General features: G+C 40.7%; 14 protein-coding genes. 13 read left to right on the top strand and 1 reads right to left on the bottom strand.

Going from position 1 to position 17,463, the window contains the following annotated elements; all coding sequences use genetic code 11:
* The 12 genes from RU86_RS00955 to leuS all read left to right on the top strand — a co-directional run.
* Nucleotides 1-709: bifunctional DNA primase/polymerase (locus tag RU86_RS00955; RefSeq protein WP_143468072.1), on the top strand; the 709-nt coding region annotated here is incomplete at its 5' end.
* Between the two features lie 10 nt (nucleotides 710-719).
* Nucleotides 720-2,345 carry a DNA primase family protein gene (locus tag RU86_RS00960; protein WP_096813616.1) on the top strand — a complete coding sequence of 542 codons (1,626 nt, stop codon included), beginning with the start codon at nucleotides 720-722 and terminating at the stop codon, nucleotides 2,343-2,345.
* A 224-nt stretch (nucleotides 2,346-2,569) separates the two neighbouring features.
* The gene (locus RU86_RS00965) at nucleotides 2,570-2,758 is read left to right on the top strand and encodes a hypothetical protein (RefSeq protein ID WP_096813617.1); all 189 of its coding nucleotides are present in this window, start codon (nucleotides 2,570-2,572) and stop codon (nucleotides 2,756-2,758) included.
* Nucleotides 2,759-2,878: 120 nt separating this feature from the next.
* On the top strand, nucleotides 2,879-3,454 hold the full coding sequence (locus tag RU86_RS00970) for a hypothetical protein (RefSeq protein ID WP_096813618.1): 576 nt from the start codon (nucleotides 2,879-2,881) through the stop codon (nucleotides 3,452-3,454).
* Nucleotides 3,455-3,467: 13 nt separating this feature from the next.
* Nucleotides 3,468-3,830, top strand: a complete 363-nt coding sequence (locus tag RU86_RS00975; RefSeq protein ID WP_096813619.1) for an ATP synthase subunit B family protein — start codon at nucleotides 3,468-3,470, stop codon at nucleotides 3,828-3,830.
* 417 nt (nucleotides 3,831-4,247) lie between these two features.
* Entirely contained in the window at nucleotides 4,248-4,532 is a 285-nt protein-coding gene (locus RU86_RS00980; RefSeq protein WP_245810449.1) for a hypothetical protein, read from the top strand.
* A 63-nt stretch (nucleotides 4,533-4,595) separates the two neighbouring features.
* Nucleotides 4,596-5,051 (top strand): hypothetical protein, encoded by a 456-nt coding sequence (locus RU86_RS00985; RefSeq protein ID WP_096813621.1) that lies wholly within the window; start codon nucleotides 4,596-4,598, stop codon nucleotides 5,049-5,051.
* 346 nt (nucleotides 5,052-5,397) lie between these two features.
* Nucleotides 5,398-6,204, top strand: coding sequence for a Cof-type HAD-IIB family hydrolase (locus RU86_RS00990; protein ID WP_096813622.1), 807 nt, complete (start codon nucleotides 5,398-5,400; stop codon nucleotides 6,202-6,204).
* Entirely contained in the window at nucleotides 6,205-7,491 is a 1,287-nt protein-coding gene (ftsY, locus tag RU86_RS00995) for a signal recognition particle-docking protein FtsY (protein ID WP_096813623.1), read from the top strand.
* Between the two features lie 138 nt (nucleotides 7,492-7,629).
* Complete coding sequence (locus tag RU86_RS01000) at nucleotides 7,630-8,613, top strand: ribose-phosphate diphosphokinase (RefSeq protein WP_079506788.1); 984 nt, start codon at nucleotides 7,630-7,632, stop codon at nucleotides 8,611-8,613.
* Between the two features lie 28 nt (nucleotides 8,614-8,641).
* Nucleotides 8,642-9,406 (top strand): helix-turn-helix domain-containing protein, encoded by a 765-nt coding sequence (locus tag RU86_RS01005; RefSeq protein WP_096813624.1) that lies wholly within the window; start codon nucleotides 8,642-8,644, stop codon nucleotides 9,404-9,406.
* Nucleotides 9,407-9,581: 175 nt separating this feature from the next.
* Entirely contained in the window at nucleotides 9,582-12,077 is a 2,496-nt protein-coding gene (gene leuS / locus RU86_RS01010; protein WP_096813625.1) for a leucine--tRNA ligase, read from the top strand.
* A 105-nt stretch (nucleotides 12,078-12,182) separates the two neighbouring features.
* Here leuS and RU86_RS01015 read toward each other — a convergent pair whose 3' ends face one another.
* Nucleotides 12,183-12,539: an iron-sulfur cluster biosynthesis family protein gene (locus RU86_RS01015; protein WP_079506782.1), complete on the bottom strand. Its 357-nt coding sequence runs from the start codon at nucleotides 12,537-12,539 to the stop codon at nucleotides 12,183-12,185.
* A gap of 420 nt (nucleotides 12,540-12,959) precedes the next feature.
* Between RU86_RS01015 and gltB the strand changes: the two genes are divergently transcribed.
* Complete coding sequence (gene gltB / locus RU86_RS01020; protein WP_096813626.1) at nucleotides 12,960-17,462, top strand: glutamate synthase large subunit; 4,503 nt, start codon at nucleotides 12,960-12,962, stop codon at nucleotides 17,460-17,462.
* The last annotated feature ends 1 nt before the right edge of the window (nucleotide 17,463 follow it).

Below are 17,463 nucleotides of genomic sequence, written 5' to 3' on the forward strand. Positions count from 1 at the left end.
GAGCGAACGGGCTATTTTAAAAGGAACGGCAGAGGGTACATTAAGCAGTGACCTAGCTTGTAGCTGGTTTGATGAGATCCCCGACCGTAACATATTGATTAATCTTAGAAATAGCGGTCTAATCTGTATTGACTTAGACGAACACAAGGACGGTCAAAACGGTATCAAAGCCTTCAATCTGATATGGCAAGAACATAATCAAGGTAAACCGTTAGACACTTATGTTGAAAAGACACCAACGGGTGCTGGAGTACATATTTTCTTTAAAGTACCGACTGAGACATTTACTAGACCGATTGTAAGCGAGTTGATGGACGGTGTGGAGATTAAAACACACTTTACACCTATTTACCCAAGTAAGCGACTAGACGGCGATTACCAGCCTTTTAATAGTGATGACACCCTAGCAAATGTTGCGGATTGTCCAAGCTGGTTACTTGATATGATCCACAAGCCACCTAAACGGCAGGTAGCATCAAAAGTAGGACAGCGTACCTATAGTGCTGAAATGTGGGAGTTGTTTAATAGTGGCGCAAGTGAGGGTAGACGTAACATCGATACTAACAAGGTATTACATTATTGGCGCAAGATCGGCATAACACCTAGTGCTTGCATGGACTTATTACAGGCTTTCAATAATAAAACTAGTCCTCCTTTAGATGATAAGGAGCTAACCACAATATGGAAAAGTGTATTTAAGATGGTATAGAAAGGATTTAATGACATCAAAACAATTAAGTGACCTCGTCGCAGAGACACCACAAGAGCTGATTAGAGCCAAGAAACCTAAGGTAGATGATTTTACACAGGTTGATGAGGACGGGGCTAAGACGGTCAATACAGACGAGTTTAAACAAGCCTTAGCTGATTGGGCAGATAAAGAGCAAGAATTTATCAGAGACCCTAAATATATCAAAGAGAAAACGGGAACGCTAAAGGGTGTACGTGAGTTGTTCCATGAACACCGCAACTTATTTATGAGTGGCAAGGGTGCTGAACCGCCTAAGTCTATCCCACCACTTGAAACGGCTAAGATTATCTATAGTGTGTTGCAAGTGATCAAGCTGGACAGTCAAAATGGCTTATTAGGTATTTATAACCCTGAGCTTGGCATATATGAAACCAATGAGCCCTTTTTCCATCGGTTAATATATTGGTTAGAGCCTACCTATAGCCTAGCAAGGTCAAAAGAGGTCTTATTTAAGCTAGAGACCTTAGCTAAGGTTAAACAGCAGACAACAGAAGCGCATCTTATACCAGTAGCTAACGGTATCTTTAACAAGAAAACGCAAAAATTAGAGCTGTTTAACCCTAAATATATCTTTACATCGACTATAGCAACTAAGTATGATGCACAAGCTAAAGCACCTAACATAAAAGGGTGGCAAGTTGATAGCTGGCTACTTGATTTAATGAGTGGAGATGCTGAGCTGGTGCAATTACTGTGGCAAATTATTTCAGCAAGTACCAACGGTAATTACTCTTATCGTAAAGGGGCTTGGCTAGTTGGTAAAGGTAATGACGGTAAAGGTACAGTCCAAAGCTTGATCATGAACTTAATCGGTCGTGAGAACGTGGCCAGTGTCAAAGCTGAACAATTCTCAGAACGGTTTGCACTATCCCAAGTCGTTGGCAAGACGTGTATTATCGGAGATGATAGCCAAGTCAGCTACTTAGACAACGCAGGCAATTACTTTAGTGTTGTGACAGGCGATCCAGTACCGATTGAGGCCAAAGGTAAACAACCTACACTAGCAGTTTTTAACAAGTTGGTCATACAGTCTACCAATTTCCTGCCTAAGTTTAGGAACAAGTCAAACGGTACTTATAGACGGTTGCTTATTGTGCCTTTTGAGAAGTCATTTACCGCAGATAATGACAATTGGAAAATCAAAGATGATTATATCAAGCGACCTGAAGTACTGGAGTATGTGTTAAAAACTGCTTTATCCTTAAACTTTGAGCGATTTATCGAGCCTAGGGCAACTAAAAAGCTGTTAGATGAGTTTAAAATGATTAACGATACAGTGTTAGCCTTTGTATCTGATAACTTTGGCGAGTTTGTCAGTGAATTTCTACCGTCGGCCTTTATCAGTGCTTACTATCATGCTTGGTGTGAAGCAGAAGGGGTCAAACCATTTACTAAGCGAGAGTTTGAGAATAAACTACCTGATCACATCAAAGATGGCTGGCAGAAAACATCACGTCGACCAAGTAGCGCAGGCTTTAATCGAGCAGTTGATTTACGTAAAGCCGAGGAACTAGATGCCTTTAGAAAGCATTTCTATTGGAATGACGAGAAACAAAAGAATGTTACTAAAGGGTATTTACGTAATAAAAAATAGCCGTGTTACCGTTACTGTTACCATTTTGAAACCGTATGCGGTAACGCATAGAGCATTGGTATGATTGGGCTTGTAGGTAATGTTACCTTGTTACCGTCACAGTGCTATACGGCTAGGAATTATCAGAGAAATAGAAATATGACAATAAAATCACGTTGTCTGACCTAAGTATTAGGTACGATAACCTAACGAAATTTAAGATACAAAATACTGGAGTAAATAAAATGAATCAAACTAAAACTTATACATTTCACTTCATCAATAGCGATACCTTACATGAGAGTGTCAATGTGCAAACTTTAAATAATGCTTTGCGAGACATCAACTCAACAGAACCAGACAATGAACCTGAGCCACTGATTACAGAAACAGGTAAGATTATCATTTTAAATAATGTAACTTACATTGATTGAGGTGCTAGATGACAAATGACTATATCAGAGCAGATCGCTCAGCATGGAGCAGACCACCATGAACCGACAACCCTGCACCATATAAACTGATACTGACTAAATTTAAAAGGAGAAACCACAATGAAAGCATTTGAAGAAATTGAAACTAAACTATTAGCAATGAAAGATGATAACTCAGCAGGCATTGATAAGTACGAGGATAATATTTTAGAAGCTGAACGAGCGTTAAAAATTGCTGACGAGAACTTAATGACTGCTGAGGAGACTGCAAACCTTGACGTATTCAACAAAGCTAAAGATGATATTTGGGCATCTAAACACGCTATTGAGTTGTATCAAAAGCAATTGGATAAACTAAAAAATACGCCATTACTGCCTAAGGTTGAGTATAATCAACTTATTTCAGAGATTGAAAAGGCTGCCGATATGGCACAAGATGAGTTAAACATCAAAGGTGCGAAACTATTAGCCGAGTTAAAAGCATTGTCAGAGGAATCAAATGCAGTATTCATCAAAGCGGATGAGTTATTAAATATCGCTCAGTATGACATCTATAAAGACGCTGACTGCTTAAAAGCATCTAATGGTTTTGTTGTAACTCAAACTAAGGAATATCGCAATAACAATACAGTAAGAACTGTTTATCTTGGTAAATATCTAGGCAACACATTTCTTGATGAGATGACAGTAGAATAAAAAGGGGAATATTATGACAGAAACAAGCAAGGACAATGGACAACAGTTTACAGGCAACTGGGTTACTGAAACCTATAAACGTGCTGAGACTGAACGTAAGGAGCGAGAGGAAGCAAACAAACAGCAGAGTAAAGAGTTCTTTGACAAAATGCGAGATAAAGCGAACGCTGAAGCTGATGAAATAAAAAGACTTACGAAGCAAGTCGCTGAAATGAATTACAATGAAAGTAAATTAAAGCGTGAAAAAGAAATTGAATCCGCTAAACAAAAAGCTATGCAACAGATTGAATCTGAATATGAAAGGAAGTACGGAATCAACTCCGACAAGACAAACGGAATCGATCAAGCATGGAGCAACTTGCTAAAAGATTTATAATGAATAAAAATAAATAAAAAAATATTGTTAAAATTTATTTTTATGATGTAAATATTTTATAGTGAATCTGAATGGGTACGCAAAGCTTTTGGATAAGGGGGCATACCCACCCCACCCCGCGTGTGCTACGTCGTTCAGCAGTCACTGCACATATTTTTGTGTGCCTATGCGTTTAACAGGAGAAGTTAAAAAAAATGAAAGCTAAAAATTGTCGGATATGTGGGAAGTTATTCAATCCTAAGACCGCCAACTCACGGTATTGTAGCCCTGAGTGTCGCAAAGAAAAGCGTAAATCTGAGCGTAAGGAATGGCAAGAAAATAACCCCGAATACATGAAAAATTATATGCGAGAATATCGCAACGAGTAGGTATAAAAGTTCTGTCAGTCAATGACAGGGCTTTTAGTGCAATTAGCGTATGTTTGACGAATTAATATTTTTAGAATTAATTAAGAAAGTTAGAGGAGTAACAATGCAAAGAAAAAACACGAAAAATGACACAGATTACCCACTTATATTGACGCGTGAGCTTGCTTCTGAGTTTATCGGTGTGAGTCCAGTTACTTTCGATAAACTATATTCTATACACAGAAGCTTTCCTATAGTAAAAAACGGAGAGGTAGAGAAAGCTTATCCTCGTGATCCAATAGTCAAGTGGATATCTGAAAACTGGAAGTTAATTGAAAAGAAAAGGAAGATATAAAAAAACTCTAAATAAAACGAAATATAATACCATAAAAATGTTTGAAGAGAATGGAGTAAAATTATGTTTGAGCTATTTGATATCACTAAAGAGGAGCAAGAGAGCATTTTAAAGCAAGCTAGGCGATTATTAAGCGGTTATAGACAGTTAAAAAAAGCCTATACACTATCAATGCCACAAGCCCATACACAGCAGTATGGCGGTGTGTCAAAATCTAAGACAAGTCGGACAAGTAACGAAAGCCCAGAGCTTATCAGATACTTAGAACTAGGCGAAAAGGTTAAAAAGATAGAGCAGGCAGTTGAGAGGGTAGAGAACAATGAATACTTGAAAAATAAATATATGAAATCAAATGAACTAAGTTCGTGGAAACTTGTTGAATTATCAGGTTACGGTAAAACGCAATACGGTATACGTTTGAAAGTTATTTTATTTGATTTTGCTGTAGCCTATGGGATTGTAGATTTCTCTAAGTATGATTTTAAAGTTGAAACTGTTCGCGTATCACGCGCACAATAAAAAACATCAATATATGCAGTATATGCAACTTAACTACGTTAATTTACTACGTTTTCTATCATCAATAATGGCTAAAAACCTTGTTATTACAGTGTTTGTGGGCAATCGTTTAACTACGTTCATGCAACCATTCACACTGATAAATACTGACATAAAAAAAGCCGTGTATCATAGACACACAGCACCTTGCCTGACAAAAAATGAGTTACGTTTTAACTACGCTTTTAACTACGTTCGTGTTTAAATCTGATGCGGTCTGGTGGGGGTCGTTTTTTAAGAAATCGCTATATACTGCGTTTCGTGAGACCTGTTGCGGTCTGGTGGGGGTGCGTGTTATAATGAGAGCATGACGAAAATAAACTTATTAGCACTTGATTTAGACGGGACACTACTGACACACGATAAAAAAATTTCGGATGAAAATAAAGCAGCCATAAAAGCTGCGCAAGCACAGGGTGTGCATGTGGTCATCACGACAGGTAGACCGTTAAAAGCGATTGAACATATCTTAAGTGAGTTAGACCTATTAGTTGCAAGTGAATATTCGATTACCTTTAATGGTGGTCTAGTCCAACGCAATAATGGTGAGATTTTATCTCAAAAGACCTTTTCCTATGAGGATCTAGTTGAACTCCATGAGGCATTTGAGCAACTAGATCTTCCCTTTGATGTGATTTCCGAAGGCAAGTGTTATGAGACAAATCCTAAGTCACTGTATCAGGGCTTTAGTCCATTTCTAGATTTTACCATGGGAGACTTTGATACGATCCCCAAGGATATCATTTTAAACAAGGCAGTCAGTGCAATAGATGACGACTTTTTAGATCAACAAATAAAAAAAATTCCTGCTAGCTTAAAAAGTAAATACGAGATTTTTAAATCACGTGATATTTTACTTGAAATCATGCCCAAGGGTGTCGTTAAGTCATTTGGTCTTGAGCAGCTGATTGCGATTTTAGGGATTGAACAAGCAAGTGTCATGGCCATGGGTGATGAAGAAAACGATATTACCATGCTAAGCTGGGCTGGACTTGGGATTGCCATGAAAAATGCAACCGCAGAAGTCAAGGCCATAGCAGATGTGACAGCACCACTGACAAATGATGAGCATGGTGTTGCATGGGCGATAAAAACCTATATTTTGGAGGATTAAATGGGCTTATTTGATAAAATTTTTGGTAAAAAAATAGAAGAACAGATTGAAGATAATCAAACGGCGGATATCTTTAAGTTTGACCTGTCAGACTTAGATACAGTAGCTGAGGCCGATAGTGATGTACAAGCAGATGATTTGGTATCTGTAGCTACCGAGACACCTGTTGAAGCGGCGCAACAACCACCGATAACAGCGGTGTCAGAACCGTTTGCAGATGCCGCAATAGACATGCCGATCGAACCAGTTGTGATACCGATTGAAGCTTTACCAGAATCTGCACCAGAATCAGTACCAGAATCGATATCAGAATCGATATCAGAATCAATACCCGAGGTAACGACTCCAGTAGTTGAGACACCTCAGGAAATTGAAGACAAGTATGAAAAATCATTGAAAAAAACGAGTAAGTCATTTGGGGCCCGTTTTAATGCATTTTTATCTAACTTTAGATCTGTTGACGAAGCCTTCTTTGAAGAATTAGAAGATACCTTGATCATGAGTGATGTTGGTGTAGATGTCGCGACACAGTTGACAGATGATTTGCGTCATGAAGTTAAATTGCAAAATGCCAAGTCAAAAGATGATGTGAAACGCGTCATCATCGAAAAAATGGTCGATAATTTTGGTGAGTCTGGATTAGAAACTCGCTTAATCATCCGCGAGCCACTGACGGTTATGCTATTTGTCGGGGTAAACGGTGTCGGTAAAACGACGACCATCGGTAAATTAGCCAATCGCTTTAAAAATGAAGGTAAGAAGGTCTTACTAGCAGCAGCAGATACTTTTAGAGCTGGTGCGACTGATCAACTCGTCGAGTGGTCACGCCGTAGTGGCGTTGATATCGTCGTCGGTAAAGAAAAATCTGATCCTGCTTCGGTTGTCTTTGATGCGGTTAAGCGTGCACAAGCAGAGCAGTTCGATGTGCTGTTAATCGATACAGCTGGGCGCTTGCAAAACAAGGATAACCTGATGAAAGAGCTTGAAAAAATGGGCAAGATCATCAAACGTGAACTACCAGACGCGCCACACGAAACCTTGTTAGCATTGGATGCGACAACTGGGCAAAATGCGATTTCTCAAGCAAAAGAATTTTCAAAAGTGACGCCATTAACAGGTATTGTCTTAACAAAATTAGATGGGTCTGCTAAGGGGGGGATTATTTTAACCATCCAACAGATTTTAAAAATCCCAGTCAAACTAGTTGGACTGGGTGAAGGCCTAACGGACTTAGAGAACTTTGATGAAGCACTCTTTGTAAAAGGCCTATTCCAAGATCTGCTTTAATTCGGAAATTGAGGCCTTACCTTTTTTATCAGGGCTTTAGTGATAAGCCTTACCCCTTTTTCGGCTGTATATGACCCAGTCATTTACAAAAAGGCTAAAAAATAGTAAAATAAGAGTTAGAAAATCTCGGAGGATGACATGTCGTACGCAAACCTGAAGTTATTTGCACTTAGCTCAAACCAAGAATTGGCTAAAAAAATTGCCAAAAATATGGGGTTAGACCTCGGAAAATGTTCAGTGAAAACATTTAGTGATGGGGAAATTCAGATTAACATCGAAGAATCAGTTCGTGGGAGTCATGTGTTTCTAATCCAGTCTTCATCTAGTCCGGTTAATGAAAACTTGATGGAACTTTTAATTATGGTTGATGCTTTAAGAAGAGCTTCAGTTGGTACGATTAACGTTGTGATGCCTTATTATGGCTACGCACGTCAAGATCGTAAAGCAAGACCACGTGAACCAATCACATCTAAGTTGGTCGCAAATATGATTCAGATGGCTGGTGTTGATCGTCTAGTTACGATTGACCTCCATGCTTCACAAATTCAAGGCTTCTTTGATATTCCAGTAGACCACTTGATGGGTGCGCCACTGATTGCCGATTACTTTGAGCGTATTGGCTTGACAGGTGAAAATGGCGATGTCGTTGTTGTATCACCTGACCATGGTGGTGTAACGCGTGCCCGTAAATTGGCTGATTTCCTAAAAACACCGATTGCGATCATCGATAAACGTCGGCCACGTGCAAATGTTGCTGAGATCATGAATATTATCGGTGACGTTAAAGGTAAAAAATGTGTCTTGATTGATGACATGATCGATACAGCTGGAACGATTACCCTTGCTGCAAATGCTTTAAAAGCACTTGGTGCAACTGATATCTATGCCTCATGTACACACGGTGTCTTATCAGGACCAGCACTTGAGAGAATTGAAAGTTCATCGATTACAAAACTTGTGGTGACAGACACGATTGAATTGCCACAAAGTATTCGTGATTCTGAAAAAATTACCGAGATTTCGATTTCGGCATTAATTGCAGATGCGATAATCCGCATTCACGAAAACCGTCCCTTGTCACCATTATTCCAAATGCGTGTCAAATCAGAAGATCTCGTTTAAACGCCATTGGGCGTTTTTTGGTAAAATCATGAAAATAGCAGCACTTGAAAAAATATTTCCAGTAAAAAAAGGCCTTAGCGACCAGCCAGAATCAGCTATCACATTTACAAACGACGGTGAGCAGTATTACATGAATAAAAGTGACTTGACGCCTCGTGAAATCAGCTTATTTAGTACTGTCCTATTTGCAACAAAAGAGATGAAGTTTGATCAGCTCTCTCCAGGTGTTTACCGTCTGATTCAACTTAAATCTGATAGTTTTGATGAGATTGCTGAACATCTATCCTTGATTTTCCCAACGCTCATCACGGTTGAGAAACAAGCATCAGACTATGGTGTCGCAATCGAAAAACTATCATCGGATTGCTTATATGAGTCAGAGATGAAGCAGACACTCGCTACCTTATTTCAAGACTTGGGTGTCGACGGTACCTACTATCTGGGCATGTTTTATGATCAGGCTGTATTAGCTGATCGGTACCAACTTGAAAAAAGTAATTTCGAACAAGGATTAACGTTTTCAGAAGCTTTGATTAAAGCAGGGATCAAACAAGTAAGCAGTCATCCCTTATCAATCATCAAGCAGAGGCTGTTAACGGATTCAGAGGCGCAAGAGTTGATTAAAAAACTTTACCAAAATGATAGCAATCAACTAAAAACGGCAAAGGCGATGTTTATTCATCGCAACACCCTAACCCAAAAAATGAAAAAGTTTGAAAGACAATACGGGTTAACCTTGACGGGAAGTGATCTGGTCTTACTTTATAGCTTGATTAATATAGCTGATAAGTGACCTAGCTGATTTGAAAAAATAGCAAAAATATCGTAAAATAAAGAATAACTTTAAAAGGCTGATCAGCCGATAGCAGGCTTACTAGGCTAGCAAGTATGCGATGTCCTATCAGCCTATTTAAGATACATTTAAAAAACAAGTTAGTTGTCTAGACTAATCAAAAAGAAAGAGTACTATGACTTTTAATCATCAAGCAATTGAAAAAAAATGGCAATTATTTTGGCAAGATAATCAGACCTTCAAAACAGGGACTGATAAAAATAAACCTAAGTTTTATGCCTTAGATATGTTTCCTTACCCGAGTGGTGCCGGCTTACACGTTGGGCATCCAGAAGGCTATACAGCGACAGATATTTTGAGTCGTATGCGCCGTTCGCAAGGCTTTAATGTTTTACATCCCATGGGATGGGATGCCTTTGGCTTACCCGCGGAACAATATGCCATGGATACAGGAAATGATCCTGCTGAATTTACAGCAGAAAATATCGCGACGTTTAAGCGTCAAATCAATGCACTTGGCTTCTCATATGACTGGGAGCGTGAGATTAATACAACTGATCCAGACTATTACAAATGGACACAGTGGATTTTCACAAAACTTTATGAAAAAGGCTTGGCCTATGAAGCTGAAGTTGCAGTAAACTGGGTTGAAGAGCTTGGGACTGCGATTTCAAATGAAGAAGTACTACCTGATGGGACATCAGAACGTGGCGGCTACCCTGTCGTTCGTAAACCGATGCGTCAGTGGATGCTTAAAATCACAGCCTATGCAGAGCGCTTACTCAATGATTTAGAAGACGTAGAATGGCCTGAGTCAGTTAAGGACATGCAACGCAACTGGATTGGTAAATCTGTCGGGGCCAATGTCGAATTTAAAATCAAAGATACAGACCAGTCATTTACGGTATTTACAACGCGTCCTGATACGCTTTTTGGGGCTACCTATGCTGTTTTAGCACCTGAGCATGACTTGGTCGCACAAATTACTAGTGCTGATCAAGCAGAGGCTGTAAAAGCCTATCAACATCAAGCGAGTCTCAAGTCTGATCTTGCTAGAACTGATTTAGCTAAAGATAAAACAGGTGTTTGGGCAGGTGCTTATGCTGTTAACCCAGTTAATGGACGTGAAATCCCAATCTGGATTTCTGACTATGTACTTGCGACTTATGGCACCGGTGCGATTATGGCCGTTCCAGCCCATGACCAACGTGACTGGGATTTTGCCAAAACGTTTGATCTACCGATTATCCCAGTTATAGACGGTGGTGATGTCTCAGAAGCAGCTTATACAGAAGATGGCTTACACATTAATTCTGACTTCCTAGACGGCCTTGATAAAGCAAGCGGTATTGCTAAGATGGTCGACTGGTTGACTGAGAATAACTTTGGTCAAGAAAAAGTGACCTATCGTTTGAGAGACTGGTTGTTCAGTCGCCAACGCTATTGGGGAGAACCTATTCCGATCATTCATTGGGAAGATGGGACATCTACTGCACTTCCAGAATCAGAATTACCACTTATTTTACCTAAAACAACAGATATTAAACCATCTGGTAATGGGGAATCACCACTTGCTAACTTGACTGACTGGTTGTCAGTGGTTAGAGAAGATGGTGTTAAAGGACGTCGTGAGACAAATACGATGCCTCAATGGGCTGGATCTAGCTGGTATTTCTTACGATATATCGATCCGAAAAATGACCAACAATTAGCTGATCCTGAGCTCTTAAAAGAGTGGTTACCAGTTGATATTTATATTGGTGGGGCTGAGCATGCGGTGTTACATTTACTTTATGCCCGTTTCTGGCATAAATTCTTGTTTGATATCGGTGTAGTGCCAACCAAAGAACCATTCCAAAAACTCTATAACCAAGGGATGATTTTAGGGACAAGCTATCGCGATAGCCGTGGGGCCCTTGTTGCCTCAGATAAGGTTGAGGAACGTGATGGCAAGTTCTATAACCTAGAAAATGGCGAGGCACTTGACCAAGGACCAGCTAAAATGTCTAAATCCTTGAAAAATGTCATCAATCCAGATGACGTGGTCGATCAGTATGGTGCAGATACCTTGCGTCTATACGAGATGTTCATGGGACCACTAGATGCCAGTATCGCCTGGTCTGCTGAAGGTCTTGAAGGCTCACGTAAATTCTTGGATCGTGTCTATCGTTTATTAACGGAAAAAACGATCACCCAAGAAAATGATGGCAAGCTGAGTCGTGTCTATCATGAGACTGTTAAATTTGTGACAGAGCATTTAGATGCCCTCAAGTTTAATACGGCAATCTCGCAATTGATGATCTTTGTTAATGCTGCCAATAAACAAGATGAGATCCCAGCTGACTATGCCAAAGGCTTTATCCAACTGCTAGCACCCTTTGCACCGCATTTGGGAGAAGAGCTTTGGGAAAATCTGACAGGTGAAACAGGTATTTCTTACGTTGCCTGGCCAACATTTGACGACAGCAAACTTGTGGATGATGAAGTAGAAATCGTGCTACAAGTGTTAGGCAAGAATAAGGCAAAATTAATGGTGCCAACTGGATCAAGTAAAGCTGATCTTGAAAAATTAGCACTAGAAAATGACGTGATTCAATCCCTAATCGCTGGTAAAACAGTCAGAAAAGTGATCGCTGTACCAGATAAATTAGTTAATATCGTCGCAAACTAAGGCGATAGTTAAAACCGATTTATGATAAGTCTTAATCAAAAAAATCAAGTTCTGATAGCTCAGAACTTGATTTTTTTATCGTTATGTTTTGCGTGATGCCTTGTCTTAGTCAGCTACTTTGCTTCTTAAGTCCAAGACTTGAACATTACTATCGATTAGAGACCCAGCATCTTTAAGCTGGACACGAAAATCAGCGTTTTGTGTTAGAGTCATATCTTTTGTCAGAAATAGCTCGCCATCCTTTTTAAAATAGATGGGTGCTAAATTTGAGTCGATAACAACATCAAATTGAGGTGGCAAAGTGCCCTTATCGATCGCAATCAAGCGAAATCGTGTGCCGATTGCACAGCCATCTACAGGTCTACCAGTTTCACCAATCGTTTGGTCATAGTCTAAGACGACATCTGCCGTAGTCCAATGACTTAAACGGCTCAGTACTGCATCATCAAGTGTAAGTTTCATGAGATTACCTCCTACACCTAGTATACGCTTTGCTGACCCATTTTACAAAATACTGGATTGGTAGCATTCAGCTACATATAAATAGACGTTTCAGTATTAAAACGAGACCTATTGTTAGCTGATTATCATCAAGATAAGGTCTGTATATCATGATGAAATAAGACTTAAAAATAACATAAGGAAATAAATTAGGCGCTAGTTTGTGATTAATGGAGCAAGGTATACCATCCTTTGTCACTGTTTTCTATATGATATGATGTTATAAATATGACAAGATAGGAATAGGTGTCAAAAATAATGAATTTTCAGAAAACTTGCTTGTTAATTTCGCTTTTTTTTGGTAGAATTATCCTATATCTTTTGTCAGATAACCTCATAAAAGTAAAAGGTGTTTGACATTATCTGTGAGAGGATGAATTAATGGATAAATTACAAGCTAGACAGCAAACTTTGTGGGACCAGACTTTTGAGTCTGATGCCTGCGGTATGGGCTTTATTGCCCAAATAGATGGTAAACCAACTCATGAACTAGTGGATTATGCGATGACGATTTTGGAACGCATGAACCATCGTGGTGGTACGGGTGCCGAACCTGATACAGGTGATGGTGCAGGTGCACTTTTTGCCATGCCACACGCCTTTTTTGATAAAGTGACATCAGAAAAATTGATCGATTTGCCTCAAGCAGGTGACTATGCAGTTGGTCAATTTTTCTTGCCTAAAGAAGCAGATAAAAAAGTAGCGCTTTGTAAATCAATTACAGCTGAATTGCAAGCAGATGGTTACCAAATCATCTTAACGCGTGATGTTCCCTTTAATTTTGATAACTGTGGACCAGCTGCACAAGATATCATGCCAGCATTTGTTCAGTTTATTATCTCAAAACCTAGCGATAGTAAGAGTGGTCGTGATTTCGAAGATAGATTATATCGCTTGCGCCGCAAACTTGAAAAAACATTTGCGACTTCAGAATTATTTATCTGTTCATTATCTAGTAAAACGATCGTTTATAAAGGAATGCTACATGCCTTTCAAGTGCGCACCTTCTATCCTGACTTATCAGACCCTGACTTCAAGTCAACGATTGCGCTGACACACTCACGTTTTTCTACAAATACCTTCCCATCATGGGATCGTGCGCAACCTTTTCGTTATCTTGCCCATAATGGTGAGATCAATACCCTTCGTGGTGCTGAAAACTGGATGACGTCGCACAAAATCGAAATTTATAACGAGGAAAACTCTGACTCAGCTAAACTCGAAAACTGTATGGAGTATCTCTACCGCAATGGTCGCGATATGCCACACGCCCTCTTGATGATGATTCCAGAAGCTTGGGGTGAAGAGGCTGGTTTATCACCAGAGTTGACGTCATTTTATGAATATACGTCTTCATTCATGGCACCTTGGGATGGTCCCGCTGCGCTAGTCTTTACTGATGGTGACACAGTTGGGGCACGTCTTGACCGGAATGGGCTTCGTCCTAGCCGTTATAGCATTACTGAGGATAACTTTATCGTCTGTTCATCAGAATCAGGTGTCGTTGACTTTGCGCCTAGCCGTGTTGTCGAAAAAGGGGTGCTTGGCCCTGGTAACATGATGCTTGTGGATACAGTGAATGGTAAAATCTTGCGTAATGAAGAAGTTAAAAAGCATTATGCAGCGCAATATCCGTATGAAAAATGGTTGACAAAAAATCTCCGTCATATCGATGAGCTAGCGTCACAAGGTGAGTTTCCAGAGATGTCTGAAGCGAGTCTGCAAACCATGCATAAGTTATTCGGCTACACGGATGAGGTCATCAGAACAGTGATCGTACCGATGGCTGAATATGGTCAAGAACCTGTTATCTCGATGGGGTATGACAGTCCACTTGCCGTCTTATCTCAGAAAAATCAATCCCTCTTTACTTACTTTAAGCAACAGTTTGCCCAAGTAACCAACCCGCCAATTGATGCCATTCGGGAAAAGATTGTGGTTGGGACAGAAGTCTATCTTGGCCGTGACGGTGATTTGCGCTCAGATGATGCCGCAAACTGCGTTAAGCTCAAACTAGATAGTCCAGTCTTGTCTACATTAGACTTTGAAAAAATTGCCTTTAGTCAAGATAAGAAGCACAAATCTAAACTGATTTCGACACTTTATGATGTGACGAAGGAAACACAGAATCGATTGGAAAATGCGCTAGTTGACATGTTTAAAGCAGTTGAAGCAGCTGTAGACAACGGCGCTAGCATTATCATCCTAAGTGACCGTGACCAGGCAGAAGGCCGTATGCCGATGCCAATCTTACTTGCCACATCTGGCTTGTATAACTACATGGTTGAAAAAGGTAAAGGTAGCCAGTTCTCTATCGTTGTGGATACGGCAGAGGTTAATGAAGTGCATCACTTTGCGACGATCATTGGTTATGGCGCGAGTGCAATCCATCCTTATGGTGCTTATCAAACACTCGTTGATTACCATATGGCTGATAAGGTTGAATCTTTCCGTCATGCTGCCGAAAAAGGCATCATTAAGGTCATGAGTCGGATGGGGATTTCGACCATCTCAGGTTACAAAGGAGCGCAACTCTTTGAAGCTGTTGGTCTGTCATCTGCTGTTGTCGATAACTATTTCCGTGGGACGGTTACACGTATTGGTGGCTTGTCACTGGATCAGATCGAAACAGAATACCTGGAACGTTATGCCTTTGCTTACGGGCCTCGTAGCCAGGAGACGTTACCATCAGGTGGGTCTTATCAGTTTAAAACTGACGGTGAACACCATATCTTTAACCCACTGACGATTTACAACTTCCAAAAAGCGGTTCGTCAAGGCGACTATGCGCTATATAAGGCCTACGCTGAAGAACTACATGTTGAGGCAGATGAAACACCGTCAAACCTCCGTCATATTTGGGAATTTAACCAAAAACGCACGCCTGTTGCTCTGTCAGAAGTCGAGCCAGTTGAAAATATCGTGACCCGCTTCAAAGTCGGTGCCATGAGTTTTGGGTCGCTTTCTAAAGAAGCACATGAGACGATTGCAGAAGCTATGAACTCGATTGGCGCCAAATCAAACTCTGGTGAAGGCGGCGAAAATCGTGCACGTTACTATAAAAAAGCAGATGGCACGAATCTAAACTCTAAGATCAAACAAATTGCATCAGGTCGTTTTGGTGTTAACGCCGAATACGTCATGAGTGCAGAAGAATTACAAATTAAACTTGCCCAAGGTGCTAAACCAGGTGAAGGTGGACAACTACCAGGTGGGAAAGCCTTCCCATGGGTTGCTGAAATCCGTGGCTCAACACCAGGTGTTACCTTGATTTCACCACCACCACATCATGATATTTATTCTATCGAAGATTTGGCACAGTTGATTTATGACCTTAAAGCAGTTAATCCTTATGCTAAGATTAACGTGAAACTCGTGTCTTCTACTGGTGTTGGTACCATTGCTACTGGTTGTGTTAAAGCTGGTGCAGACAAGGTTGTGATCGCCGGTTATGATGGTGGTACAGGAGCGTCACCTCGTAACTCAGCACGTGATGCTGGCTTGCCGTGGGAGATGGGACTTGCAGAAGCCCATCAAACCTTAACCATGAATAACTTGCGTCAACGGATGACACTTGAAACAGATGGTAAATTAATGACAGGCCGTGATATCGCTGTCGCAGCACTACTCGGCGCTGAGGAATATTCATTTGCCTCACTTGCTCTAGTCGCTGTAGGCTGTGTCATGATGCGCGTTTGTTCATTAAATACGTGTCCAGTTGGTGTGGCAACACAAAATCCAGAACTCCGTGCCCACTTTGCAGGGAAACCTGAGCATGTTGTCAATGCTATGAACTTCTTAGCGCAGGATCTCAGAGAAATCATGGCTGATCTTGGCTTCCGTTCAGTGGATGAAATGATTGGTCATGCTGAAGTCTTGAAACCTAAGTTTATCGCCAAAGGCAAATCAAAATCACTTGATTTCAGTCGCATTATCGGGACAACGATGCCGATCGAACGTAAAGTTGTCGATCCGTTTATCGAAGAACGTCAATGGAAAGAATTAGATGGCTTTGCTAAAGCAGCTATCGATAGTGGCACTGGTGTGACGATCAAAGAACCAATCAATAATGTCACACGTACCGCTGGTGCGCGAATGGCTGGTTGGATTGCCGAACGTTACGGTAACTATGCGCTGACACCAGGTTTGATCAAATACGAATACACAGGTATCGCTGGTCAATCCTTTGCCTCATTTGCGACGCAAGGGATGGAGCTTACCTTGATTGGTGAAGCCAATGACTATATTGGTAAAGCCTTATCAGGTGGTCGTATTATTGTTAAACCACCAGTAGATGCCGGCTTTAATGTCGAAGCCTCTCCAATCGTTGGTAACGTATCGCTATTTGGCGCAGTTCGCGGGGAAGCTTACTTCCGCGGTCGTGCTGGAGAACGCTTCTGTGTCCGTAACTCGGGTGCAAAAGTCGTTGTTGAAGGCGTTGGCGAACACGGTTGTGAGTATATGACAGGTGGTCTAGCTGTTATCCTTGGTAGTACAGGTCAAAACTTCGCTGCTGGTATGAGTGGTGGTGTGGCTTATGTCTATGATAGCAAGGGTGACTTCGCCTCTAAAGTCAACATGGAGATGGTTGACCTCTATAAAGTAGGCCAAACCCGTGGTGACGATGTCCTCAAGGAAATGGTTGAAAACCATGCAAGCTATACAGGATCAGAAAAGGCCAAAGCCTTACTTGCTGATTGGGATAATGCCCTTGATAAATTTGTCAAAGTTTATCCGACTGAGTACCATGAAATTAAAGAAATCGAGCATCATCTCATAGAAGATGGTCTTACAGGGGCAGAGCTTGAAATGGCAACATTTGAAAAAGCAATGAGTACACCTGCTGAAGAAAAGGCTGAATTAATAAAAGTAGGAGGACAGTAAT

Origin of the sequence: Pseudolactococcus piscium (assembly GCF_002441695.1) — a bacterium.
In the GTDB taxonomy this organism is placed as follows: Bacteria; Bacillota; Bacilli; order Lactobacillales; family Streptococcaceae; genus Pseudolactococcus; species Pseudolactococcus piscium.